Raw genomic sequence first — 22,651 nt, forward strand, 5'->3', positions numbered from 1 at the left:
GTGGATGCCCTGACTCGACGGCGATTTCTCCTCGCCTCCGGCGTCGCCGGAGCCGGTGCGCTGGCCACCGGCTCGCTGGCGCTGGGCTTCTACGAGCTGCTGCACAAGTCGACCGGTGCGCCGCCGGAGCAGGCCGAGCCGACGCTTGTCGTCGTCACGCTGTATGGCGGCAACGACGGCCTGAACACCGTCGTCCCGTACGCGGACCCCGCCTACCACTCGGCCCGCCCCGAGCTGGCGTACGCCCCCGAGCAGGTGCTCCACCTCAACGACGCGCTGGGGCTCAACCCCGCGATGCCGGGGATGAAGCGGCTGTGGGACGAAAAGCGCCTCGCCGTCGTGCTGGGCGTCGGCTACCCCAAGCCCGACCGCAGCCACTTCCGGTCCATGGACATCTGGCAGTCGGCCTCTCCCGCGGGCCCCGTCTCCACGGGCTGGATCGGGCGGTGGCTGGACGGCACGAAGGCACCGGTCGAGGCGGCGGTGAGCTTCGAGCCGGTGCTGCCGCCGCTGCTTGTCGGCCGGACGCGGGTTGGCGCCTGCGTCAGCTACCGCGGGCTGAGCGTGCCGTCGTGGATCAGCCCGGACGTGGTCACGGCGCTGGGACAGGGCCAGGCCGGCGAGCCGCCGATGCAGGCCAGGGCCGCCGCGGCGTACGCCGACCTGGTCAGCATGGAAAAGGTCGTCCGCGAGGCCGGAACCGTCACGCACACACCGGGCGAGGGTGAGACGCCGGACCTGCCGGCGACCGGCACCGGGGGCGACAGCGCGCTCGCGGCGCAGCTCGCCCTGGTCACGCGGTGTGTCGAGGCGGGGGTACCGACCCGGGTGTACTCGGTGAGCCTCGGCGGATTCGACACCCACGCGGCCGAGCGGGTGGGGCAGGAGTACCTGCTCAAGCAGCTCGACGGTGCGCTGACCGACTTCGTGACCCGGATGGCGCGCACCGAGGCCGGAAAGCGCGTGGTCGTGGTCGTGTACAGCGAGTTCGGCCGGCGGGTGCGGGCCAACGCCTCCGACGGCACCGACCACGGCACGGCCGGTCCCGTCTTCGTGCTCGGCGCGGGCGTCGCGGGCGGCCTCTACGGCGAGCAGCCCAGCCTGACCGACCTTGACGACGGCGACCTCAAGGCGACGCTCGACTTCCGCGAGGTCTTCGGCACGGTCCTCGACTCGGTGCTTCAGGCCGACCCCGCGAAGTACATCGACGGGTACCAGGGCATCTCGCTGCCGTTCATCCCGCCCGCTTAACGCTTTCCAGGTGCTCCGCCAGGCTGGTGGCCGGGTGCCCGGTGAGGGTCGGCACCGCAGTGGTGACACCGTCGAGCTCGCCCGCGGCGATCGCCGTGTACGTGCTCACCCACGCGTCCACCTGCCAGGCCGGCGCACCGTACTTCGCCCGTGACGCGTACGCCTCGTTGAGCGACTCGTCCTGGTAGCTGACCTTGTCTCCGGTGACCTCGGCGATCGTCGCCGCGACCTCGCGCAGCGTCAGGGCGGCCGGGCCGGTCAGGTCGTACCTCGCGTTGACGTGCTTGTCCGGCTCGCGCAGCACCGCCACCGCCACGTCGGCGATGTCGTCCTGCGTGACCGCCGCGACGCGCCCCTCGCCGGCCGGACCGCGCAGCACGCCGTCGTCGCCGACCATGAGCGGAAAGAAGTCGATGTAGAGGTTGTCGCGCAGGATCGTGGCATTCAGGCCGCTCGCGGCGATGTGCTCCTCGGTGGCCCAGTGGTCGCGGGCGAGCGTGAACGTGGCGTCCGGCGCGGCGCCGAAGAACGACGTGTACACAAGGTGCGTGACGCCCGCCGCGGCCGCCGCGTCGATGAACGTGCGGTGTGCCTCGACCCGCCCCGGCTCCTCGGCGCCGGAGACCATGAAGAGCGTCGTGACGCCCTCGAGAGCGGCCCGTGCGGCGGCGCCGTCCGAGTAGTCGGCGCGGACCGCCTCGGCGCCCGGCAGGCTCGGCGCGCGGTCGGGATCGCGGACGACGAGGCGCTGGGCCAGGCCGGCGGCGGAGAGCCGATCGGCGACCCGGCGGCCCAGGCGGCCGGTCGAGCCGGTTACGGCGAGTGCAGGTGAGGATGCGGAACGCGTCACCCTGACATCGTCCTTCCCACGATCAGCAACACGCCCGCGAAACCAACACGGGCGGCGTTAAACCTGGCACGCTGTACCCTGCCGCGAAACCCCCGTCCCAGAAACCCGCCGTTGCGTATCCCACCCGTCCCATCTCCGCCGGAGCGCCCAGATTTGACCAGGCCGACTTCCGCCGTATCGCCCGAGGGCGGTGCTGAGCTGCGCCGAGTGGTCGCGGCGTCCCTGGTGGGGACCGCCCTGGAATGGTACGACTTCTTCATTTACGGCCTCGCCGCGGCTCTTGTCCTCGGTGACCTGTTCTTCCCCAACGCATCCGAGCCGGTGCAGATCCTGGCCTCGTTCGCGACCTTCGGGGTTGCCTTCATCTTCCGGCCACTGGGCGGGTTCTTCTTCGGCCGCCTCGGCGACCGGATCGGCCGCCGCTCGACCCTGGTGATGACGACGCTTCTGATGGGCTTCGCCACCGGGATCGTCGGGCTCCTGCCGACGTACGAGACGGCCGGCGTGCTCGCCCCGATCCTGCTGGTCACCGCCCGAATCTGCCAGGGCCTGGGCGCGGGCGCGGAGTTCGGCGGGGCGTCAACGCTGCTGGCCGAGCACGCGCCCCGCGGCCGCCGCGCCTACTACGCCTCCTTCGTGCAGACCGGCGTGCAGCTGGGGCTGCTCACCGGCACGGTGGCGTTCTTGCTGGTGCAGCTGCTCGGCACCGACGCCGTGCGGGAGTGGGGCTGGCGGCTGCCGTTCCTGGCCAGCTTCGTGCTCATCTTCGTCTCGCTGTACGTGCGGCTGCGGGTCGCCGAGTCGCCGGTCTTCCTGGCGATGGAGCGCGACCGCACGATCGTCCCCTCGCCGGTGCTGACCACGTTGCGGCGCTACCCGCGCAGCTTCCTGGTCGGGGTGGGAGCGCACGTCTGCGACACCGCCGTCGTGTACGTCTACGGCACATTCATGATCACGTACCTGGTCAACGAGGAGAAGCAGAGCCGGGCGGTCGCGCTCACCGGAGTGATCCTGTTCAGCCTTGTCGTGATCGCCCTCCAGCCGGTGTACGGCGCACTCGCCGACCGCATCGGCCGCCGCCCGCTCAACCTTTTCAGCGTGGTGTTCACGGCAGTCTTCGCGGTGCCGCTCTTCCTGCTGGTGGACACCGGCGAGCCGGTGGTGATCTGGCTGGCGATGGTGACCGCGATGGCGCTCGGCTTCGCACCGATGATCGCGGTGCAGCCGATCTTCTACGCCGAGCTGTTCGGCGCCGGCGTCCGGTACACCGGCTTCGCCGCCTCCCGCGAGGTCGGCGCCGTCGTCTCCGGCTTCTCCCCACTGGTGGCCGCCGCACTGCTGCGCGCCGGCGGCGGGTCGCCGTGGCTTGTCGCCGGCTGGATCATCCTGACCGCGCTGGTCTCGCTGGTCGCCTTCCTCTTCTCCCGGGAGACCCGCGACATCGACATCGCCGCCCCGACGGTCGGCTCACCCCGCCCGCAGCTCCCCGCGCGCCCCGGTCCGCCGGCGCCGGCGGGCGTGCCGCATCGGGCCGGCGCTCACTGACGACCCCAGGGTGATCTTCGTCTCGGCGCGTGCCCGGGTCGCCGCGCGGTGGATATGGTCGTGAGCGCGAAGGGGAGTAGCTCCCAATGTCGTGGTCGACATACTGGTGCGCGTTTCGTGTGCCCGGCCACGCGGCCCCACAAAGGGCGGGCGAGACCTTCGACTTGGCTGTCAAGCCGGGTCGAGGTCGCTCATGCCCGGTCCCGGCTCTGTTCCGGGAAGGGCGTTGTGGAAGGTTTCCTGGCCGCTCTGGCGGTGAGTTTCGGGGTCATTTTCGTCGCCGAGCTGGGCGACAAATCGCAGCTGATGGCATTGACCTTCGCCACCCGCTTCCGGCCGTGGCCGGTGCTGCTCGGCATCACCATCGCCACGACCGTCGTGCACGCGGTATCGGTGGGCGTCGGCTACGGGCTGGGCGCCGCCTTGCCGACCGGGTGGATCGCGCTCGCGGCGGGCGTGGCGTTTCTCGCGTTCGGGGCGTGGACGCTGCGCGGTGACAGCCTCACCGACGACGAGAAGGCCAAGGCGGAACGGACCAAGCGGTCGGCGATCGTCGCGGTGTCGGTGGCGTTCTTCCTGGCGGAGCTGGGCGACAAGACGATGCTGGCGACGATCACGCTGGCCACCCAGCACGGCTGGCTCGGCACGTGGATCGGCTCGACGATCGGCATGGTCGCCGCCGACGCCCTGGCCATCCTCGCCGGCCGCATGCTTGGCCGCCGCCTGCCCGAGAAGGCCATCAGGTACGGCGCGTCCGCGCTCTTCGCCATCTTCGGCATCTGGCTCGTCGTGGACGCCATCGCCCAACTCACCTGACCCGCGTCACAACCTTCGGAGTCCGCGCCGTCTCAAACAGATCGGGCCGCCGGCGCCAGCCCGCATGGCCCGCCGCAAAACAGATCGTGGTACCGATTCGCCTCCAGAGGGCCGACCCATACCACGATCGTCCCGCACGAAAGCCGCGCGCCCAGCGCAAGCTCTGCGCCCGAAGCCCGTCTGCCTGGCACCTTCCCCATCAGCTGGCGGAAGAGCAGTCCCCCTCGAGGAAGAGCTTTGGGGTCGAGGTGGGCCGAATCCGTCTACACCGAGCGGGGCGGTCTGGGCGATCGCGAGGACGGTGGACAACGGTTTAGACCACACTGGCTCCTTGATCGGCGTCGACAAAGGTCTTCGCATAGCAGATCGTGGTCGTTTGCTGCCCCTGTAGGGGCTGTTGAGTCCCTGTAGGGGCAGTAGACGTCCACGATCTCAACGGGACCCGGGGTTGAGCTTGCCCAGCGCGGAGGGTGAGGCCGCGGGAGCAACGGTCTGGACCACCGCGGACATCGCGGTAGCCCAAGTCCTTTTGAATCCGGTGATCAGGCGGGGGCGCCGGTAGCGACGGCCGCGAGTGGGCGCTACGAGAGTGAGGCGCGGAGGGCGACCGGGGTGGACAGGTAGTCGAGGATGCCCTCGGGCGGGCAGGGGCGCGCGAAGTGGTACCCCTGGGCGAGCGGGCACCCGAGCTCGCGCAGCAGCGCCGCCTGGCGTGCGGTCTCGACGCCCTCGGCCACCGTGGGGACGCCGAGGCTTGAGCCGAGGCCGAGGATGGCGCCGACGAAGCGCTCGCCGCGTTCGCCGGGGGAGTCGAGCGTCGCGGTGAAGGTGTGGTCGATCTTCAGGATGTCGATGGGCAGGCGCTGCAGGTAGGCCAGGGACGAGTAGCCCGTGCCGAAGTCGTCGACCGCGATGCGCACGCCCTGCTCGCGCAGCGCGGTCAGCGCGTGCTGGGCCAGCTCGCCGGCGGCACCGGCGGCCTCGACCAGGACGGTCTCGGTGATCTCGATGATGAGGGCGGCGGGCGGCAGCGAGCGGTCGGCGAGGATCGTGAGGACGTCGGTGGCGAAGCTGGGGGAGGAGAGCTGCCGGGCGGATACGTTCACGCTAACGGCGACGTCGTGGCGCGCGTGCCACGTGCTCGCCTGCGCGGTCGCGTCGCGCAGCACCTTGCAGCCGACGTCGACCACCAGCCCGATCTCCTCGGCCACCGCGATGAACTGGCTCGGCGGCACGTTTCGCCCGTCGGCCGTGCGCCACCGCAGCAGGGCCTCCAGCGCGACGGGCTGGCCCGAGCGGATGTCGACGATCGGCTGGTACAGCACGGTGAGCGCGTCGGCGGCGAGCGCGGCGCGCAGGCTCGCGGCCAGCTCGGCGTGGCGCAGGCGGGCCTCGCGCATGCGCGGGCTGAACTCCACGACCTGGTTTTTGCCGGCCTCCTTGGCCGCGTAGAGCGCGAGGTCGGCGTCGCGCAGCGCCTCGGCGGGCTCGGTGCGCTCGGGGTTGAGGATCAGCAGGCCGCCGCTGGCGGCCAGCATGACCTGGCGCTCGGCGAGGGGGTACAGCTCGCGGACGGTCTCGATGACCCGCGCGGCGACCTGCCTGCAACGGTCGGCGGGGCTGTCGGTGAGCAGCACCGCGAACTCGTCGCCGCCCAGCCGCGCCACCGTGTCGGCACCGTCGGCGGCCACCCGCAGCCGCTCCGCGACCCGGACCAGCAGCTCGTCGCCGGTGGGGTGGCCGAGCGTGTCGTTGACGTCCTTGAAGCCGTCGAGGTCGATGAGGAGCAGGCCGCCGGGGGCGCGGCCGGATTCGTGCAGGTGCCGCTCCAGCCGCTCCGCGAGCACCGCGCGGTTGGCGAGGCCGGTGAGGGGGTCGTGCAGGGCGCGGTGGGCCAGCTCCTGCTGCAGCGACTGCTGCTCGTCCAGCGCTTGCTGGAGCGCGGTGGCCTGCATCATGAGGGCGGCCGACTGCACGTTCATCGCGCGGGCGCGGCGCATGGCGAGGCGGGCGAAGTTGCCCAGTCGCACGACGAGCAGCACCAGCAGCGCACAGGTGAGCGCGGCGGCGCCGATCAGGGCGGGCACGGTCTGGTCCGGGATGAGGTTGGAGGTGATCAGGCCGACCACCGGCACGACGGGAGCCAGTAGGGCAACCACGACGAACGTGACGAACCGGACGCGAGGCAGCACGTCCTCGGTGCCGCCGTCGGGCCGGCGGTAGCCCCGCCCGTACGACGGGTGGAGCGCGGCGGCCGCGATCAGCACGCCGCAGAGCTGCCAGGCGGTGAAGACAAGCCCGCCCGGCTGGAAGCCGTCCAGCGCGTGGGCGCCCACCCGGACGATCGAGGCGAGGTCGGCGGCGAGCACCACGCTGGCGCCGACGGCGAGCAGCAGCATGCTCGGCGTACGCGAGGACGGGCTGGAGACGATCCGGACGGAAAGGGTGAGCAGCAGCAGGTCGAGCGCGCCGAAGCAGATGACGACACCGGCGAACTCCGCATTCGGCGGGGTGTCGCTGAGCCACGGCTCGATCATGAACGCCCACGCCACGATCGCCAGGCCGGCCGCGACGATCCCGGCGTCCAGGAAGTTTTGGTCGGTGGGCTGGGCGCGGCGGGCGCCGAGCAGCAGGATCAGGCCGAGCACGAAGAGCGCGGAGCGGGCGGCCAGCGCGATCGGCCAGGCCGCGTCGGAGAGGTCGTCGCCGGGCACGAGGTGCAGTGCGGCGCTGGCGAGGCCGAGGCCGCAGCTGGCCAGCAGCACCCACCAGCCGGAACGGTGCAGCGCCTCCCGGCTCGTCAGCGCGAAGGTCGCCACGCCGACGGTGACAAGCTGCGTCACGATCCAGATCGGGGCGGCGACGGCATCCGGGAGGGGCCAAGCCACGAGGGCCAGCGTCAGTCCGCCGGCCAGAACGATCAGCCACGCGCGGCGCGGCGCACCGATCACGATCTTCGTCCCATTTCCCCTGGTCGAGTGGAAACCCCCTGGGTGCGGCCAAAACGGCTAGGCAGCGCCGTGAGTCTACTGCTCACCCGAGCGACGTACCTACGGACTAATCGGTATTTTCCGCCTCCGCCCGCCGATGTGGCGGCGCTGGTCGGTGGCAATTTACGATCCTGGAAAAGTCCCCTCGGACGAGGTTTCCCAGAATGTCGAGAGCCCCCAGGACGCCCGCGATCGGGATGGCGCAGGAGCAGATCCACCGGCACAACGTCGGTACGCTGCTGCGCCACGTCCACCTGGGCGGCTCGATGTCGCGCGCCGAACTGGCCGAGCGCATGGGGCTCAACCGCAGCACGATCATGGCGCTCACCGCCGAGCTGAGCGCCGCCGGCCTGGTGCGCGAGGAGCCGCCGACCGGCAGCTTCGGAAGCGCCGGCCGTCCCTCACTCGTCGTGCGGGTCCGGCCCAACTGGGCGTACGTGCTGGCCTTCGACGTCGCCGTCGACCGGCTCGTGGCCGCGCGGGTCGGGCTGGGCGGCGCGGTGCTGGACCGCCGCGAGGCGGTGCGGGCACGTGCCGGCGCCGACCTCGACCACGTCGTGGAGGTGCTCGCCCGCTTCGGCCGCCAGCTGCACGAGGCGGCGCCGGCGGACTCGGTTTGCGTGGGGATCGGCGCGTCCTACTGCGGGATGATCCGGCCGGGCGACGGCATGGTGCGCTTCGGGCCGGACATGGGCTGGGTCGACCAGGCGTTCGGCGCCGAGCTGAGCCGCCGGCTGGGCCTCGGCATCCCTGTGCCGGTCGGCAACGAGGCGCACCTCGGCGCACTCGCCGAGCAGCACCGGGGTGCGGGCGTCGGCCTGCAGAACCTGCTCTACCTGCACGGCGACGTCGGCGTGGGCGGCGGCATCATCGTCGGCGGCAAGCTGCTCGACGGCGACGGTGGGTACGGCTGCGAGCTCGGGCACATGGTCGTCAACCCGTACAACGGCCGGCCCTGCGGCTGCGGCTCGCACGGCTGCCTGGAAGCGGAGGTGGGGGAGCGGGCGCTGCTGGACGCCGCCGGACGCCCCGCCGAGACGTGGGGCCGCGACGCGCTGCGGGCCGTGGTCGACGACGCCGACCGCGGGGACGAGACGGCCCGCGAGGCGCTGCGCCGCATCGGCGACTGGCTCGGCATCGGTGTCGCCAACCTCATCAACCTCTTCAACCCCGGCATGGTGATCTTCGGCGGCATGCTCCGCGACGTGTACCCGGGCGCCGCGCCCCAGGTGCGCCACCGCATCGCCACCAACGTGCTGCCGGTCGCCCGCGAGCGGGTGCGGCTGCGCACCTCCGCCCTCGGCGACGACTCCACTCTGGTCGGTGCGGCCGAGCTGGGCTTCGCCGACCTGATGGCCGACCCGCTCGCCACCCTGGCCGGCACGAAGGCGAGCGCCTGAGGGCTCCCGATGCCAAGGACCCCCGCAGGCCCTCAGCTCGGCTCCTCCGCGCTCGTGCCAGGCAGTTCGCGCTTGGCTTCGCGGCCTTCGCGGCGCTTTTCCCGGACCAGCACGGCCAGGCCCGACGCGCCGAGCACGACCGCGATCGCCACCTTGAAGCCAGTCTTGCCCAGCGCCAGGTAACCGCCGATGTGGCTGAGCACCCCAGCCACCAGCGAGGATCTCCATACCGCGGCCCGTCGCTCGCCAGCACCCACCCGCGCAGCCAGAATCCGAGGACGATCAGCGCCAGCGCCACAACACCCGCGATCACCGCCGCCGTCGCCAGGACGCCGGTGCCCCGCCCGCTTCGTTCGACCATGCGATGACGGTACGAACGGCCGAGGCGCCAATCGTCATGCCGGACAAGGAAATCGTCCTGTATCGCTGGGTAGAGTGCGGGTACGCCTGTGGCCGGGGTCACTGCCCGGCGGGCGGTGGTGAGCGGGAGGAAACCATGGTTGTGCACACCGAGCGCGTGGCGTGGGACGGCGCTTCCGCCATCGTCGCGGCGCTTGACTCAGCGGCGCTCTACCCGTGGCTGCACGGCGAGGTGTCGGGCCTGCTCGGCGTGGCCGCGGGAGACGCCCTGCGCGACTCGTTCCGGATGCTGCACGGCCCGCAGGCCGACCGGCCGTTCGTGGAGACGGCCAAGTGGCGGGCCCGGCTGGACGAGGTCGTGCGCGCCGAGCCCCAGGTGGCCGGCCGGATCAGCGTGCTCGTCACCCAGGTCAACGCGCGCATCGCCCCGATCGGGCTGCGCTAAGGGCCCGCGCCAGGCGGGGCCGCGCGCCGCGGCCGCACCAGGCCGATGTCGTAGGCGAGGATCGTGGCCTGCACGCGGTCGCGCACGTCCAGCTTGGTGAGCAGCGCGTTGACGTGGGTCTTGACCGTGCCGGTCGCGACGCCGAGGCGCTCGCCTATCTCCGCATTGGACAGTCCACTCGCGACAAGCGCGAGCACCTCCCGCTCGCGCGGGGTGAGCCCGGGCGGCGGTGACACCTCGGACGGCGGGGCGAGCGCCCCACCGGCGAACGCCGCGATCAGGCGCCGCGTGACCGCCGGCGCGAGCATGCCCTCGCCGGCCGCGACCACCCGGATCGCGGCCAGCAGGTCGTCGGGGTTGGCGTCCTTGAGCAGGAAGCCGGACGCGCCGGCGCGCAGCGCCTCGAACACGTACGCGTCGAGGTCGAACGTGGTCAGCACCAGCACCCGCGGCGGGTCCGGCGCGCCGGTGAGCAGCCGCGTGGCGGTCAGCCCGTCCATGCCCGGCATGCGGATGTCCATCACGACCACGTCCGGGCGCAGGCTGCCGGCGAGCTCGACCGCGGCCGCGCCGTCGGCGGCCATGCCGACCACGGACAGGTCAGGCTCGGCGTCGAGGATGGCGGCGAACCCGGCGCGCACGACCGGCTGGTCGTCGACGACCAGGATGCGGGTCACGTCCCGGAGGGCAGCCATACGTCCATCGTCCCTGTCTGGTCCACCGTCATGCGGCCGCCGATCGCCGCGACCCGCGCCCGCAGCCCGGCCGCGACCGGGCCGGCTGTCGCCGAGGGCACGCCGGTCACCGTGATCCGCAGGTCGGCCGGACCGTAGCCGAGGGTCACCCGCGCCGGGCCGTCGTCGCCCGCGCCGAGGGCGGTCTCCACCACGCGGTACGCCGACACGTCCACCGCCGGCGGCAGCATCGGCACCGGCGCCGGGGAGTCGAGCTCGACCCGCCGCCCGGCCGCGCGCAGCTCGCGGCAGAGCGCGTCGATCGCGGCCGCGGTGGGCTGTGGCGTCCGCTCCGGGTCCACCCGCAGGTCGCCGAGCAGGTCACGCATCGCCGCCAGCGCCGCGCGGGCGGACTCCAGTACCGCGTCCAACCGGCCGCCCTCGGCTGCCTCGGTGACCTGCGCGGCGTGCCGCAGCACCGCGGCGCGCAGCCCGGCGGCGATGCGCAGCCGCTCGGCGTACGCGAGCTCGACCGCGCTCGCCGTGGAAGCGGCCACCGCCCGCCGCTCCCGGGACACGACACCCTCGCGGCGCAGCCGGGCCACGAAGCCGGCGACGCACACCGGGGCGGCGAGCAGCAGGTAGGGCGCGGAGGTGGGCACGAGCAGGACGCCCATCGGCGCCGGCGCGATCGGCTGCCCCATCAGCCACCCGTCGAGCGCGAACGTCAGCAGCGTTACCGCGCCGTGCACCCCCGCGGCGAGCGGTATCGAGAGCCAGGTGAGGTGGCGGGGCCGGCCGTACGCGGCGACCGCGTAGACGGCGACGAGGTCCGCGCCGATGCCCGCGAAGAGCGCCGCGAGCGAGGAGTCCGGCAGCAGTCGAAGCCCGGCGACGACCGGCCACAGCGCGGTGGTGGAAAGCACCGCACCGAGCACCAGCCACGGCGCGCGGCGGCGCCACAGCAGCGGCAGGGCGTGTGCCGCGGTGAGCAGGGCCGCGAGCGCCGCGGCGGCGCCGTCCACCCGCGGCATCGTGGGGTCGGGCACGAGCATCAGCGCGACCGGGAGCGCCGCGGCGGCCAGCGCGATCGCGATGTCGGCCAGCCTCGGCCCGCGCACCCGCCGCAACGAACGCTCCATTGTGGACGCTGCCGACTCTGGCAGCAGCGCGCGCACCCGCCACCCGCCGTCGGGGTCCGGTCCGGCGTCGAGCGTGCCACCCGTGGACGCCGCCCGCTCCCGCATGCCGGCCATGCCCCGCCCGGAGCCCAGCCCGCCGGCGGCGGCCGGTGCGGTGGCGGCGCCGTTTGCGACGAGTACCTCGACCGCGCCGCCGCGCTGGCACAGCGCGACCTCCACGGCGCCTCCGGGGGCGTGGCGCAGCGCGTTGGTGAGCGCCTCGCGCACGATCCCGTACGCCGCGTCGGCGACCGGGCCGGCCAACGAGTCCACGCTCAGCCGGGTGGTGACCGGCTGGCCGAGCGCGGCGAAGCCGGCCGCCAGCTCCTCGATCCGGTGGCCCAGCCCGGATCCGCCCTCCAGCTCGACACCGCGCATGACGGCGACGAGGCGGTGCAGCGCCGACTCGGTCTCCCGGCCGGTGCGGGCCGCGAACTCCAGCGCCTCGCCGGCGAGCTCCGGCTGCCGGGCGGCGAGGCGCTGAGCGGCGGTCACGGTGACCACAATGGACGTCAGGTGGTGCGCGCTCACGTCGTGCAGCTCGCGGGCCAGCCGCTGGCGCTCCTGCACCGAGGCCTGCTGCCGGTCGGCCTCGGCCCGCGCCAGGCGGTCGGCGGCCTCGCGACGGGCCGCCCGCCATCGCCGCCGGCTGCGCCCCAGGCCGGCCGCGAGCAGGTACACGACGACGCCGATCACGATGTTGCCGAGGTAGTCGCGCGGGTCGCGGTACAGGAAAAGGCCGATGGCCGCCTGCCACGCGATGAGCACGACCGTGACCGCGAACGTGACGCGGACCGGCCGGCGGGCGCCCACCGAGTACAGCGCAATGACGTCGGCGAAGATGAGCACCACGAGGGAGTCGCGGGGTGTGGCGACGAGGCCCAGCGTCAGTGCCGGGATGATCACGGCCAGCGCGCCGACCGGTGCCCGCAGCCGCCAGCCGAGCGCGGTGCAGGCCAGCGCGGTCGCGGCGAGTGCGGCCGCCACCTCCACCCGGTCGACCGAAGTGCCGAGCAGCAAGGGAAGACCCGGCCACAGCGCCGCCTGACCGGCGGCCAGCAGTGCGGGCAGCACCCAGCTTCGCAGGACCCCCATGACGGATATGACGATAGGGCGCCACGCCGGCCGCGGGCATCCGACCGAGGGTGTAGGGCACCTATACCTCGGGAGGTAGTTGGCATCCGTTAACGCTGCGCATTGTGGACAGCTTCCGCGTGTATCGGCTCGACCGAGTGACTCTGCGTGCTTAGGTTCGCACCGGATGTATTTCCTTGGTGCCGGTCGCGTCGCCAGCCCGCGACCGGCCGGCACCCACCCATCAGGAGGCATGACTCGTGTGGGGGAGTCGGTCATGATCGATGAAGTCGAGGTGCGGCGCGAGCTCAACTGCGCCGCACACGCGTTGGACCAGGCGGCGGCGTTCCTGGCCGGGTACGACGCCGCGCACGCGGCTCAGCTGGGCATGGCAGCCGGCTGGGAGTCGCCGCTCGCGCTGACCCTCCGCGACGGCCGCCAGGCGGTCGACCGGGTGGCCGCCTATGTGCGGGCCCTGGCGGGAGAGCAGGCGGCTGGCGAGTCGCTCAACGGTGTACCGGTACGGCGGATGGCACTGCTACGTCACGGCGACCCGGGAGAGTAGCCCCCGGCCCTGCCCGGGGCGCGTCGTGGCGGCGGTAGGCCCGGGCGGGGCGTGGTGGCGTCCGGGCCATCCGTCGTGCGCGTCAAGGCACCGGGTGCTCGTGCAGCGTCTCAGCCGGCGCGCGGCCGTACTCGCTGCGGTAGGCGGCGGCGAATCGCCCCAGGTGTGCGAAGCCCCACCGGTTTGCGACGCTCGCCACCGTCTCCTTTCCGGGCTCGGCGGCGTACAGGTCGGCGTGCGCGCGCGACAGCCGCAGCCGCCGCAGGTACGCCATCGGTGGCATGCCCACGTGCTGGCGGAAGCCCTCCTGCAGTGTCCGCACGCTCGCGCCGGCGACCGCGGCGAGCGAGGTGGCGGTGAACGCGCGTTCGGGCTCGGCCTCCATCGCGTCGATGGCCCGCTTGACCGCGCGGGGGCGGCTCGCCGGCTCCGGTTGCGCGGTCTCCTCGCGGAGCCGGTCGGCGGTGGCCGCCAGCAGCCCGCTCAGCACCGCGTGCCAGAGCTGCCCGGCGAGTATCGGCTGGTAGATGAGACCCTCGGGATCTTCCATCTCGGCGCGCATCAGCGCGGCGAGCCGGGCCAGGCTGCGGCCGGCCCCGGTGCTGAGGTCGGCCTCGGTGGGGATCGCCTCCACGGCCGGGAGGTCCGGGCGGGAGACGTCGTGCTGCCGCGGCACCGGGACCACCGGGCCGAACTCGATGACCGGTAGGCGGGGGGCGGGTGCTCCGGCCGGCACGCACGGCTCGACGGCCAGTGCGCAGTAAGTGATCTCCCGCATACCGGGAGTATTTTCCTACCGCTTCAAGCGGTCAACAGCTACTTGCAACTTTCATCAATGGCAGTACCTAATCGTGGCGGTTGCACACGCCCGGACTGTGATCAGTGCGATGCTGTTCCGTCCGTCAAGCCGTACTCCGGCCCCAAACGGCGACGATCACCCCAATTCACCCGGGTGGGCAGGCGATTCCAGTGGCGCCTCCCGGTACCCTGGTGGGTAGTTTGCGTGCGTGGGCCGTGGGTACTTATGGTGCTGACTGTCCGGGTTGGCCGCTTTTGTCACGGGAAACCGGAAACATTGCGCCGCCGGGGGCTGGCGGCTGGCGGGGCGGAGGAATACGCTCGGTCGCGGCCCGCGTACTGACGAGGCGCCTGGGTTCCGGGCGGGTGGAGGTGTTGCGTGAGCCTGTCGATCGTGACGTCGGTTTCCCCGGCGGTGTTGTGGAGATTGCTCCGCGCGGAGAGATCGATGTCGACACGGCGCACGAGGTGCGTGAGGCGGTGGCGGCGGTGCTCACAAAGAGCCGACCGAGCCGCATCGAGCTCAACATGAGACTGGTCACCTTCATTGACTCGGTGGGCATCAGCGCGATGGTCGCCGGGTTCCAGACGGCCGAGGTGAGCGGTGTCAAGCTGCTGGTGACCGAGCCGAGCCGGTTCGTCCATCGCCAGCTGTGGGTCACCGGGCTGCTCGGCCTCTTCGGTGCACCCGAGCCTTATTTCGCGGGCACGGCCCCGGCACCCGAGGTTCCGTCCACCGGCGTCTGACCACGATTTCTCGGCACCCTGTGGTGATTGGGCAATCGCGTAGCGTGCGAGACGTTCATCGATGTCGTGTGACACGCAACTGGGCCTTGTAAATCATCCAGCGTGTACGGAATAGTCCGGTGGCGTGACGCTGCTGCGGATGGGCACCGCCATCGTCGGGCGGTACATCGTCTTGCGGCCGATCGGGCGCGGGGGCGTGTCGGTCGTATACGAGGCAGTGGACGCGGTCTCCCCGCGCCCACTAGCCGTCAAGGTGCTGTCTCCGGAGCTGGCCGATGACGTCCGCGCGCAGGACAACGTCAGGCGTGAGGCGCTGATTACGCAGCGGCTGCGGCATCCGAGCGTGCCCCGGATCTACGAGTTCGGCGACATGCCGCTGCCTGACGGCGGATCCGCGCCGTACATGGTGATGGAGCTGCTCTCCGGCGTCTCGCTTGCCGACCGGCTCGCCGACGGCCCGCTGCCGTGGGAGGAGGCCCTGCACGTCGCGGCCACCGTCGCCGACGTGCTGGCGGTCGCCCACCGCCGCGGCTTCGTGCACCGCGACCTGACGATCGAAAACATCATGCTGACCCGCGACGGCGTAAAGATCATCGACTTCGGCCTCGCGACCACTGTGGACCGTCCACGCAACGACCGCCCCCGGGTGACCAGGACCACCGTGCCGCGCCGCCCCGTGGTGCCCGCACACCCGGTCACCAGCGCCGCCCAGCCGGCCGACGACGTCTACGCGCTGGGCGTGCTGCTCTACCAGATGCTGACCGGCCGCTCGCCGTACCCCGGCACGCTGGAGCTGCCGCACGTCCGCCACCTCGCGCCGACCCCGGTGCTCGCGGTCCCCGGGCTGCCCCGGCAGATCTCCGACATGTGCCGGTCGTGCATGAACAAGCGCCCCGCCGACCGCCCGACAAGCCGCGACGTGGCGTTCGCGCTCTGGGGCATGCTGCCCGCACCCTCGCCAAACTGAGGCGCTCCCAGCCAGATCTAGGGGAGTTCGAAGTCCACCTCGGTGACGGCCCGCACGGCGGTGACCGTGGCGTAGCCGTCGGCCAGCAGCGCCAGGTCGGTGCCCTCCTCCAGACGGGCGGTGGACTGCTCCAGCGCCGTGCGCACGTAGTCGCGTCCCCGCTCCGCGACCGCCATCGACACCTGGCCGAAGCGGGCCAGCCGCGCCTGCCGCACCCCTTTGACGGCGTCGCGCGGCAGGTCCGGGACGTTGAGGTTCAGCACGGTGCCCTCGGGAAGGTCCTTGACCGTGGGCAGCAGGGCGGCCGCGATGGCCGCGGCGGTCTCCCAGTGCCGCCGCTCGTCGTCGCCGGCCGGTCGCACGGCGGCGGCGCCGCCGCTGGCCGCGGAGGCCGCGCCGGCGGACAGCACGTCGAGGGAGACGGCCATGGCACGGGAACCGTTTTCTGCGGCGGTGAACGCGGCGCCGACCGTGCCCGAGTGGAGCACCGCGATGCCGGCGTTGGCGCCCCGGTTGATGCCCGAGAAGACCAGGTCCGGTGGCGGCCCGAAGGCGCCCCGCGTGGCGATCAGCGCGATGAAGGCGGGCGAGCCGGCCACACCGTACGCCTCGACGCCGTCCAGCCCGTCGAGCTCGTGCGCCGCCACCACGATGCGCCCGTCCTCCTCCACGGCCGTCATGGCCGCGCCCATGCCGCTCGCCTCGTTGCTGGGCGCGGCGACGACCACGTCCTCGCCCGCGTCGGCCAGCGCCAGCGCCAGGAAGCGGATGCCGGGCGCTTCGACACCGTCGTCGTTGGTGACAAGTACCCTCATCGTTCCAGTCTCCGTAGGCTCACCCTGTCGACCAGGCTGCGCACCGCGTCGGCCCGGCCGCTGCCGAGCCCGTGGCGGGTCACGTTGAGCGCGCCGGCGGCGGCGCCGGTCCGGACCGCGGTCTGCAGGTCGCCGCCCTGCGCCAGCACGGCGCACACGCCGGCGGTCATCGAGTCGCCGGCACCGCGCGAGTCGGCCACCTCGAAGCTCGGCGTCTCGACCGCGTACGCCACGCCGTCGAGCAGCGCGAAGGCACCCTTGTCCGCCCGGCTGACCAGGACCGCGGTGGCCCCGTCGCCGTTCAGCCCGTGCAGCGCGCGCACCAGCTCGGCCTCGCTGTCGTCCTTGGCCCGCCCGTCGGCGATCAGCTCCTCGTGGCTGACCTTCACGAAGTACGGGCGGCCGGTCAGCACCTCGGCCAGGTAGTCGCCGGACAGGTCCGCCACCACCCGGACGCCGTTGCTGCCGAGGTCGGAGGCGAGGCGCCGGTACATGTCGGCGGGCAGCGTGGACGGGTCCGCCGGGCCGCTCAGCACCGCCACCTGCGCCTGCAGGCCCTCGGCGAGCGCCATGCTGTAGAGCTCGTCCAGGTCGTGCCGCCCGAGCGGCTCGCCGGGCACGTCCGCGATCTCCGTGCGGCTGCCGTCGCGCCGGTCGTGCACGTACCCGCCGCTGGTGGCCTCGCGGGTGACCACCCGCAGCTCGATGCCTTCGCTCGCGATCAGCGCTTGCAACACGTGGCCGATCTCGCCGCCGACTGTCGCGCACATCACCGTTCGGGTGCCCAGCTCGGTGATCATGCGGGCCTGCCAGACGCCCTGGCCGCCGGGGTGTACGTGGATCTCCACCTCCTCGGCCGGCTGCTCGATCGTGACGGTGAGCAGGGGCGCGGGCGCGAAAACCAGGACGTGGTCGCTCATACCCCCTAGTTCCCAGCCCGGGTCGCCGCTACGCCCCGGTGCGGGCGCCAGCTAGGCATTGATGGCTATGATTAGCGAACATCATCAATGGAGGGTTGTCTTCATGAGAGTGCGTGCACGGGCCGCCATCGCCGGAGCGGCAGCGCTGCTGGTCAGCGCTGCGGTCGCGGTGAGCCCGACCCTGGTGCCGGCGGCGGGCGCGGCCGCTGGGTGCCTCGTCGACTACCGGGTCAACGCGTGGACCGGCGGTTTCACCGCGGCGATACGGGTGACCGCGGGCGACGCCGCCGTCAGCGGGTGGACGGTCACTTGGACGTACGGCGGCGACCAGCGCGTCACGAACGGCTGGAACGCCACCGTCACCCAGTCCGGCGCCGCGGTCACCGCGCGCAACGCCGCGTGGAACGGGTCGCTGCCCGCCGGCGGGTCGACGGAGTTCGGCGTACAGGGCACGTACGCGGCGAGCAACGCCGCACCGACCGGCTTCACGCTCAACGGCGAGCCGTGCAACGGTGCCGCACCCACCACGCCGCCCACCTCCGCGCCGCCCACCTCCGCGCCGCCGACGTCAGCCCCGCCGACCTCGGCCCCGCCGACGTCCGCGCCGCCCACGTCCGTGCCGCCCACCTCGGCCCCGCCCACCACGTCGCCCCCACCGACCGGTTGTGGGAGTGCCGCCTTCTGCGACGGCTTCGAGAGCCAGGCGGGCGGTGCCCCGTCGGGCGCGTGGAGCGTGTCCTATCCGGACTGCCAGGGCACGGGCACGGCCACTGTGGACACCTCGGTGGCGCACAGCGGCACCAAGTCGGTCCGCGTGAACGGCGCCACCGGCTACTGCAACCACGTCTTCGTGGGTACGACGAGCGGCGTGAGCGGCCTGGGCGCCGTGCGTTTCGCCCGCTTCTGGGTACGGCACACGACCGCCTTGCCGACGCAGCATGTCACGTTCCTGGCCATGCGCGACGCGGCCGACGGCAACCGCGACCTTCGCATGGGCGGCCAGAACGGCGCCCTGCAGTGGAACCGCGCCTCCGACGACGCGACGCTGCCCGAGCAGAGCCCGGCCGGGGTGGCGCTGAGCCTGCCGCTGGCCACCAACCGGTGGACCTGTGTCGAGTTCACAGTGGACGGCGCACAGGGCCGCCTGCGCACGTGGGTGGACGGCGCGGAGGTGGCCGGCCTGGTCGCCGACGGTACGCCCACGCAGGACATCGACCGCCAGTGGTTGTCGCGCGCCAACTGGCGCCCGAACCTGACCGACCTGCGGCTGGGCTGGGAGAGCTACGGCGAGGGCGCCGACACTCTCTGGTTTGACGACGTGGCGCTGAGCACCACCCGCGTCGGCTGCTGACTCAGCCGGCCTGGGGAGCGCAGGAGCTTCGCGGAAGGCCGGTCACCGGGACGGGTGACCGGCCCTTCGCGGGCGCCTTGCCGGCGAGGACCGCGGCCAGGCCGGCCATCGAGGGCTGGCTGGACGAGTACGTGGCGAGCAGCACCGGCGAGTCCGACTTGGCCAGCAGGTACGGCGTGTCCATCGCCACCGTCACCGCCGCGCCCTTGCGCAGGTCGCCCGCCTCGTCGCCGTACCCGACCAGGTGGACCACGGTGCCACCGCTCTCGACGACCTGTACCCCGGCGGCGCGGAGCGCGTCCACCAGCCACCCGCGGGCGGTGTCGCGGCCTCCCGCGGCGGTGACCTGGACCGGCCCGCGCAGTGCGGTACCGCAGGCGCCGCGCAACTGGGTGACCGCGGCGGCGGCGAGCCGGGCGGCGGCGTCGCGGTGTGCGGCACTGCCCACGGTGGACATGTCCGGCGCGGCCTGGCCAGCCAGCTCGAACTTCAGGGTCAGCACGCGGGTGACCGCCTCGACCAGGCGCGAGCGGGACAGGTCGCCGACGCGGAGGCCGGACAGCAGGCCGTTGTACGCCTCCGGCAGCTTGTCCGGCATCAGCAGGATGTCGTTGCCGGCGTTGAGCGCGCGCACCGCGGCCACGCCGGCGGGCCAGCGCTTGGCCGGCGCCATGTTCATGCCGTCGGTGATGACCACGCCCTTGAAGCCGAGCTGGCCGCGCAGCAGGTCGGTGAGCACCTTGCGGGAGAACGTGGCGGGCGTGCCCGGGTCGATCGCGCGCACGTCGAGGTGGCCGGACATCACGAGCTTGGCGCCGGCGCCCATGCCCGCCACGAACGGGGGCAGGTCGCCGCGGTCCAGCCCGGCGCGGCTCTGTACCAGGCCCGGCAGGGCGTTGTGCGAGTCGCCGGAGGTGTGGCCGTGGCCCGGAAAGTGCTTGAGCGTGGCCGCCACGCCGCCGCCCTGCAGGCCGCGCACGGCGCCCGCCACCTGGGCGGAGACCTGGGTGGGGTCGGAGCCGTACGAGCGGGAGCCGATGACGGTACTGCCGGCGTTGCCGAGCACGTCGGCCACCGGGGCGAAGTCGACGTTGACGCCGAGCGCGGCGAGCTCGGTGCCGGCCGCCCGCCAGGCCGCCTCGGTGAGCGCGGGGTCGCCGGCCGCGCCCGCGCCCATCGCGCTCGGCAGCGCGGTCACGCCGGTCTTTATCCGGGTGACCACGCCGAACTCCTGGTCGGTGCCGATCAGCAGCGGCGCCGAGCCGGCGGCGAGCTTGGCGTGCGCCGCCTGCAGGCCGGTGGTGAGCCCGCGCACCTGCGGCGCGTTGTCCACATTGGTCGTGCCCTGGTTCTGCGAGGTCGGGTCGTCGGCGGAGAAGCCGACCAGGATGAGGCCGCCGAGGCGGTACCTGGCGACCATCTCGGCCGGGGTGTCGACGCCGGCCAGCTGGCGGTTGCCGGCCTTGTTGCCGGGCGTGACGTCGGTGGCCGACGAGCCGTACGCGTACGGCATCAGCACCTGGCCCACGAGGTCTTCGTCGGGGAGCTTGGCGGCGAGGGCTGCCGCGCGGGCCGCCGGTGTGTCCGCCGGCGAGGCGATCGGTCCCGTGGAGGGCGGCGAGGCGGACGGAGCCGGCGCGGGCGCAGAGGACTGGCAGCCGGCGGCGAGGAGGAGCACGAGCAGGGACGTGCGGGTACGCAGACGCACGCCCGCTATCAGAACAGCCGGGGCGAGCCGGGGCAAATGGACGATCTTCAGCCCACCCGGGTCAGCAGCGTGACGGGTGCGCCGTCGCCGGCGTAGCGGTACGGCTCGAGCTCGGCGTCCCAGGCCGTGCCGAGCGCCCGGTCGAGGGCGTGCGCGAGGGCCTCGGGGGCGCGGGCTGACTCCATGATGCTGCGCAGCCGGTCTTCGCCGAGCTGGATGTCGCCGGCCGCGCCGACGGTCGCGCGGAACAGGCCGCGGCCGGGCACGAACATGAAGCGCTCACCGTCGAGGCCGGGACTGGGCTCCTCGGTGACCTCGAAACGGATCATGGGCCACTGCCTCAGGGCAGCAGCCAGCTCCGCGCCGGTCCCCGGGCGTCCGGTCCAACTGCACTCGGCCCGGCGTGCGCCGGATTCAACCGGCTGGCTGGTCCAGTGCAGATTGACCGGCGCGGTGAGGACGCGCGCGATCGCCCACTCGACGTGCGCACACACGGCGAGCGGGGTCGAGTGGACGTATACGACGCCACGCGTTGGCACTGTGACCTCCCGGAGAGCGAGGTGCGTCTTCCCCTACGACCTCGATCTACGGTTGGTTGACCAACATGATGACTGGTGTGACGGATGGTGCGCCAGAGAATCGGAAAACTCGGCTGAGAATTCCTTGCGGCCGTGACGCATTTCTGCTTGCGCTGTGACGGAGAGCGCTGGTTACCGCACGGGCACGAACGCCGGGGCATCGGGTAAAGTTCTCTGGTCTGTCTTCTTCTGTCCTGCCTGCAAGGAGTGCCTCCGTGGCGAGCAACACCTCCAAGACCGCGCGCGCGTCCGTCCGCGCCGGCCAGGGCGCGGGTGGCGCCCTGAGCGTGCTCGGCGAGTACAAGTACCTGATCCCGCTCAACAAGGGCAAGCACGCCTACGTGCGCAACCTGACCAACGGCAAGACCGTCCACCTGCGCACCGACTCCGACGCGTTCGTCGAGGAGATCCGGGCGCTGGCGGGTGCGGGCCACGGCGCCAAGATCCGCGCTGAGCTCGCCGCCCTTGCCGCCGCCGCCCCCGGCGACGGCTGGGACGCGACCGAGAAGCGTCTTGTCGACGCGGGCGTTTTCGAAGCCTGAGCCGAGCATCTGACAGAAGCCCCGCCCACTTGGGCGGGGCTTCTTGCTTGCGCTTTCTGGGTATATCCGAGGCATGATTGTTACCCGTGGGTACTTCGGAGGCGCCCAATGAACCAAACGGTCGAGCAGGCTGAGATCCGGCTTTCGGGCGGCCTCCGACTGCACGTACGCACCGCCGGTCCACCCGACGCCGCGGTCACCGTCGTGCTCCTGCATGGCTGGGTGCTCGACGGCCGCACGTGGCATCGCCAGGTGCGGCCGCTCGCCAAGGTGGCCCGGGTGGTCACGTACGACGCGCGCGGCCATGGCCGCTCCGGTGGCATCGACCGCCGCGCGGCCACGCTCGACCATCTGGGTGACGACCTCGCCGAGGTGCTGGACGCGGTGGCGCCGGACCAGCCGGTCGTGCTCGCCGGCCACTCGCTCGGCGGCATGACGATCATGGAGTACGCCCACCGGCACCCCGCGCACTTCGCCGACCGGATCGCCGGCCTCCTTCTCCTCAGCACCACGGCCGAGGGACACACCCACACGGTGTACGGGCTGCCCCCGCGGCTGGCCCACCTCGTCCGGCTCGCCGAGATGACCAGCGCGCACATGCTCGCCCGAATGGGTGACTGGCGGCCGCACCGCGCGCTCGCGCTGGCGCTGCGCCCGAGCCTGCGCTGGCTGCTGTTCGGGCAGCCGTGCGACCCGGCGGACGTACAGCTCACGACGAAGGCGGTCGTCCGCGCCTCGCTCGGCTCGATCGGCGGCTTCCGCCCCTCCGTGGGCGCACAGGCCCGGCTGGAGACGCTCGCCGCGCTGCCCACCGTGCCGACCGCCGTCCTGGTGGGGGAGCGCGACCGGCTCACCCCGCCGGCCTGCTCGCTGTCGATCGCCAAGGCGCTGCCCGGTGCGGCGCTCACGATCTGCCCGGACGCCGGGCACATGCTGATGCTGGAGCGTCCGGACGTGGTCACCGCGGCGCTGCTCGACCTGGTCGAGGCAGCTCATGATCGGCGTAGGAGGGCATGACGGGCGGTGGGCGCGTACCCTTGTCTGGCCTTGTGACACACCAGGCGCCGCACCTTC

The 22,651-nt window shown here is 72.7% G+C and carries 20 protein-coding genes and 1 pseudogene; 11 read left to right on the forward strand and 10 right to left on the reverse strand.

What is annotated here, in order from left to right:
- Positions 1-1,251, forward strand: coding sequence for a DUF1501 domain-containing protein (locus tag Phou_RS46510; protein ID WP_173070610.1), 1,251 nt, complete (start codon positions 1-3; stop codon positions 1,249-1,251).
- On the opposite strand, the gene Phou_RS46515 is transcribed toward Phou_RS46510, so the two are convergent.
- Positions 1,235-2,101, reverse strand: a complete 867-nt coding sequence (locus Phou_RS46515; protein ID WP_173070612.1) for an SDR family oxidoreductase — start codon at positions 2,099-2,101, stop codon at positions 1,235-1,237. The two genes, Phou_RS46510 and Phou_RS46515, sit on opposite strands and share 17 nt — an antisense overlap.
- A 207-nt stretch (positions 2,102-2,308) precedes the next feature.
- Here Phou_RS46515 and Phou_RS46520 point away from each other — a divergent pair, with 207 nt between their 5' ends.
- Together Phou_RS46520 and Phou_RS46525 are read left to right on the forward strand one after the other, a co-directional pair.
- Positions 2,309-3,646 (forward strand): MFS transporter, encoded by a 1,338-nt coding sequence (locus tag Phou_RS46520; protein WP_218579611.1) that lies wholly within the window; start codon positions 2,309-2,311, stop codon positions 3,644-3,646.
- A gap of 228 nt (positions 3,647-3,874) precedes the next feature.
- A complete protein-coding gene (locus tag Phou_RS46525) occupies positions 3,875-4,462 on the forward strand; it encodes a TMEM165/GDT1 family protein (RefSeq protein ID WP_173070616.1) in 588 nt (195 codons plus the stop codon).
- Positions 4,463-5,043: 581 nt separating this feature from the next.
- Here the strand turns inward: Phou_RS46525 and Phou_RS46530 are convergent.
- Entirely contained in the window at positions 5,044-7,413 is a 2,370-nt protein-coding gene (locus Phou_RS46530; protein ID WP_173070618.1) for a putative bifunctional diguanylate cyclase/phosphodiesterase, read from the reverse strand.
- A 203-nt stretch (positions 7,414-7,616) separates the two neighbouring features.
- Between Phou_RS46530 and Phou_RS46535 the strand changes: the two genes are divergently transcribed.
- Positions 7,617-8,852 carry an ROK family transcriptional regulator gene (locus Phou_RS46535; protein ID WP_246274690.1) on the forward strand — a complete coding sequence of 412 codons (1,236 nt, stop codon included), beginning with the start codon at positions 7,617-7,619 and terminating at the stop codon, positions 8,850-8,852.
- 32 nt (positions 8,853-8,884) lie between these two features.
- On the opposite strand, the gene Phou_RS46540 is transcribed toward Phou_RS46535, so the two are convergent.
- Complete coding sequence (locus Phou_RS46540; RefSeq protein WP_173070620.1) at positions 8,885-9,064, reverse strand: hypothetical protein; 180 nt, start codon at positions 9,062-9,064, stop codon at positions 8,885-8,887.
- 284 nt (positions 9,065-9,348) lie between these two features.
- Between Phou_RS46540 and Phou_RS46545 the strand changes: the two genes are divergently transcribed.
- Positions 9,349-9,657 carry a hypothetical protein gene (locus Phou_RS46545; RefSeq protein WP_173070622.1) on the forward strand — a complete coding sequence of 103 codons (309 nt, stop codon included), beginning with the start codon at positions 9,349-9,351 and terminating at the stop codon, positions 9,655-9,657.
- Here Phou_RS46545 and Phou_RS46550 read toward each other — a convergent pair.
- Both Phou_RS46550 and Phou_RS46555 read right to left on the reverse strand, forming a co-directional pair.
- A complete protein-coding gene (locus tag Phou_RS46550; RefSeq protein ID WP_281365193.1) occupies positions 9,654-10,352 on the reverse strand; it encodes a response regulator in 699 nt (232 codons plus the stop codon). The genes Phou_RS46545 and Phou_RS46550 overlap by 4 nt on opposite strands.
- Complete coding sequence (locus tag Phou_RS46555) at positions 10,331-12,607, reverse strand: sensor histidine kinase (RefSeq protein ID WP_173070624.1); 2,277 nt, start codon at positions 12,605-12,607, stop codon at positions 10,331-10,333. Before Phou_RS46555 ends, Phou_RS46550 begins: the two co-directional genes overlap by 22 nt.
- A 256-nt stretch (positions 12,608-12,863) precedes the next feature.
- Here Phou_RS46555 and Phou_RS46560 point away from each other — a divergent pair, with 256 nt between their 5' ends.
- A complete protein-coding gene (locus tag Phou_RS46560) occupies positions 12,864-13,151 on the forward strand; it encodes a hypothetical protein (protein ID WP_173070626.1) in 288 nt (95 codons plus the stop codon).
- An 82-nt stretch (positions 13,152-13,233) separates the two neighbouring features.
- Here the strand turns inward: Phou_RS46560 and Phou_RS46565 are convergent, their stop codons facing one another.
- On the reverse strand, positions 13,234-13,929 hold the full coding sequence (locus Phou_RS46565) for an AraC family transcriptional regulator (RefSeq protein WP_173070628.1): 696 nt from the start codon (positions 13,927-13,929) through the stop codon (positions 13,234-13,236).
- Positions 13,930-14,328: 399 nt separating this feature from the next.
- On the opposite strand from Phou_RS46565, the pseudogene Phou_RS46570 reads away from it, so the two are divergent.
- Together Phou_RS46570 and Phou_RS46575 are read left to right on the forward strand one after the other, a co-directional pair.
- Positions 14,329-14,696, forward strand: a pseudogene (locus tag Phou_RS46570) (STAS domain-containing protein).
- Positions 14,697-14,820: 124 nt separating this feature from the next.
- Positions 14,821-15,663: a serine/threonine-protein kinase gene (locus Phou_RS46575; protein ID WP_173070630.1), complete on the forward strand. Its 843-nt coding sequence runs from the start codon at positions 14,821-14,823 to the stop codon at positions 15,661-15,663.
- A 17-nt stretch (positions 15,664-15,680) separates the two neighbouring features.
- On the opposite strand, the gene surE is transcribed toward Phou_RS46575, so the two are convergent.
- On the reverse strand, positions 15,681-16,478 hold the full coding sequence (gene surE, locus Phou_RS46580) for a 5'/3'-nucleotidase SurE (RefSeq protein WP_173070632.1): 798 nt from the start codon (positions 16,476-16,478) through the stop codon (positions 15,681-15,683).
- Complete coding sequence (locus tag Phou_RS46585; RefSeq protein WP_173070634.1) at positions 16,475-17,398, reverse strand: 1-phosphofructokinase family hexose kinase; 924 nt, start codon at positions 17,396-17,398, stop codon at positions 16,475-16,477. Before Phou_RS46585 ends, surE begins: the two co-directional genes overlap by 4 nt.
- Positions 17,399-17,501: 103 nt before the next feature.
- On the opposite strand from Phou_RS46585, the gene Phou_RS46590 reads away from it, so the two are divergent.
- Positions 17,502-18,749, forward strand: coding sequence for a cellulose-binding domain-containing protein (locus tag Phou_RS46590; protein WP_173070636.1), 1,248 nt, complete (start codon positions 17,502-17,504; stop codon positions 18,747-18,749).
- Position 18,750: 1 nt separating this feature from the next.
- Here the strand turns inward: Phou_RS46590 and Phou_RS46595 are convergent, their stop codons facing one another.
- A complete protein-coding gene (locus tag Phou_RS46595; RefSeq protein ID WP_371872284.1) occupies positions 18,751-20,466 on the reverse strand; it encodes a glycoside hydrolase family 3 protein in 1,716 nt (571 codons plus the stop codon).
- Positions 20,467-20,504: 38 nt separating this feature from the next.
- Positions 20,505-20,996 (reverse strand): DUF3145 domain-containing protein, encoded by a 492-nt coding sequence (locus Phou_RS46600; RefSeq protein WP_173070638.1) that lies wholly within the window; start codon positions 20,994-20,996, stop codon positions 20,505-20,507.
- Positions 20,997-21,250: 254 nt separating this feature from the next.
- Here Phou_RS46600 and Phou_RS46605 point away from each other — a divergent pair, with 254 nt between their 5' ends.
- The gene (locus Phou_RS46605) at positions 21,251-21,577 is read left to right on the forward strand and encodes a hypothetical protein (RefSeq protein WP_173070640.1); all 327 of its coding nucleotides are present in this window, start codon (positions 21,251-21,253) and stop codon (positions 21,575-21,577) included.
- Positions 21,578-21,685: 108 nt separating this feature from the next.
- Entirely contained in the window at positions 21,686-22,594 is a 909-nt protein-coding gene (locus tag Phou_RS46610) for an alpha/beta fold hydrolase (protein WP_173070642.1), read from the forward strand.
- The last annotated feature ends 57 nt before the right edge of the window (positions 22,595-22,651 follow it).

This window comes from Phytohabitans houttuyneae, from assembly GCF_011764425.1.
In the GTDB taxonomy this organism is placed as follows: domain Bacteria; phylum Actinomycetota; class Actinomycetes; order Mycobacteriales; family Micromonosporaceae; genus Phytohabitans; species Phytohabitans houttuyneae.

Bases quoted from the DNA above. Each gene is read 5' to 3' on its own strand.
- Phou_RS46535 (WP_246274690.1), top strand. From the start codon at position 7,617: ATGTCGAGAGCCCCCAGGACGCCCGCGATCGGGATGGCGCAGGAGCAG.
- Phou_RS46545 (WP_173070622.1), top strand. From the start codon at position 9,349: ATGGTTGTGCACACCGAGCGCGTGGCGTGGGACGGCGCTTCCGCCATC.
- Phou_RS46550 (WP_281365193.1), bottom strand. From the start codon at position 10,352: ATGGCTGCCCTCCGGGACGTGACCCGCATCCTGGTCGTCGACGACCAG.
- Phou_RS46555 (WP_173070624.1), bottom strand. From the start codon at position 12,607: ATGGGGGTCCTGCGAAGCTGGGTGCTGCCCGCACTGCTGGCCGCCGGT.
- Phou_RS46560 (WP_173070626.1), top strand. From the start codon at position 12,864: ATGATCGATGAAGTCGAGGTGCGGCGCGAGCTCAACTGCGCCGCACAC.
- Phou_RS46565 (WP_173070628.1), bottom strand. From the start codon at position 13,929: ATGCGGGAGATCACTTACTGCGCACTGGCCGTCGAGCCGTGCGTGCCG.
- surE (WP_173070632.1), bottom strand. From the start codon at position 16,478: ATGAGGGTACTTGTCACCAACGACGACGGTGTCGAAGCGCCCGGCATC.
- Phou_RS46585 (WP_173070634.1), bottom strand. From the start codon at position 17,398: ATGAGCGACCACGTCCTGGTTTTCGCGCCCGCGCCCCTGCTCACCGTC.
- Phou_RS46590 (WP_173070636.1), top strand. From the start codon at position 17,502: ATGAGAGTGCGTGCACGGGCCGCCATCGCCGGAGCGGCAGCGCTGCTG.
- Phou_RS46610 (WP_173070642.1), top strand. From the start codon at position 21,686: ATGAACCAAACGGTCGAGCAGGCTGAGATCCGGCTTTCGGGCGGCCTC.